General features: G+C 62.9%; 3 protein-coding genes. All 3 read left to right on the forward strand.

Annotated elements, in window-relative coordinates:
- Positions 1–117 (forward strand): ATP-binding protein (locus GV044_RS20500; RefSeq protein WP_159872470.1); only part of this gene is annotated, 117 nt, incomplete at its 5' end.
- Positions 114–329, forward strand: coding sequence for an IS66 family insertion sequence element accessory protein TnpB (tnpB, locus tag GV044_RS20505; RefSeq protein ID WP_159874333.1), 216 nt, complete (start codon positions 114–116; stop codon positions 327–329). The genes GV044_RS20500 and tnpB, both read left to right, overlap by 4 nt.
- A gap of 66 nt (positions 330–395) precedes the next feature.
- Positions 396–1065, forward strand: a 670-nt coding sequence (locus GV044_RS20510) for an IS66 family transposase zinc-finger binding domain-containing protein (RefSeq protein WP_201299185.1), incomplete at its 3' end; no start/stop codon positions are given.

Here is a 1065-nt window from a genome sequence, read left to right on the forward strand (position 1 = left end):
TGGCCGACCGTTTTTGGCGACCCGAAGATGACCACTGCGCTGCTTGATCGCATCACCCACCATTGCGACGTCATCGAGACCGGCAACGACAGCTGGCGCTTCAAACACCGTAGCTGACGCTCCGACAGAGCGGATCGCTCTGCAAGATCCTGTGGCATGACGGCATCGGCATGTCTCTGTACGCCAAACGCCTCGAGAAAGGCCGGTTCGTATGGTCGGCGGCAAAGGACGGCACGGTGGCGATCTCGGCCTCGGCGATGGCCTGCCTGCTGGAGGGCATAGACTGGCGAAACCCTCGGGAAGCCTGGCGCCCGGCACAGGTCGGGTGATCGTGCCAGCGACGTAAAAACGGCTAAAATCCTAGGGTTTGTGGCAGCTGCGTGCTATGAAAGGGCATGGCCGCAAGCGATGCACCTGACGAGCTTGAGCAGCTTCACGCTGAGCTCGCTACCGTTCGCGAGCAAGCTGCCACAGTTCAGGCCGAGGTCCTTGAAGCCCAGGCTGAGCTGGCCAAAGTGCGGGCGATCAATGCCGATCTGCTGGCTCGCAACGCCTATCTCGAGTTGATCAATCAGACGATGCGGCGTGAAAAGTACGGTGCAAGCTCGGAGCGCAGCCGGCGCCTGCTCGATCAGCTGGAGCTGACATTCGAGGAGCTGGAAGCAAACGCCAGCGAGGCCGAGCTTCTGGGGCAAATCGCGGCGGCAAAAACCACCACGGTTGCGGCTTTCACCCGCAAGCGGAGCACGCGCCGGGATTTCCCTGCCGATCTGCCGCGCGAAAGGGTCGTGATCCCTGCACCCGAGAGCTGCCCGTGCTGCGGCTCGGACGATCTGAGCCACTTGCCCGCGGACATAACCGAGACGCTCGAGCGAGTGCCGGCCCGCCACAAGGTGATCCAGACAGTGCGGGAAAAAGTCTCCTGCCGCCGTTGCGAGAAGATCAGCCAGCCTCCGGCACCGTTCCCCGTAACCCCGCGCGGGATGTTCGGCCCGCACTTCCTGGCAAACCTCGCCTTCCAGAAATACGGGCTGCACCAGCCACTCAACAGCCAGCGTGATCGCC

Source organism: Novosphingobium sp. 9U, from assembly GCF_902506425.1.
GTDB lineage: Bacteria > Pseudomonadota > Alphaproteobacteria > Sphingomonadales > Sphingomonadaceae > Novosphingobium.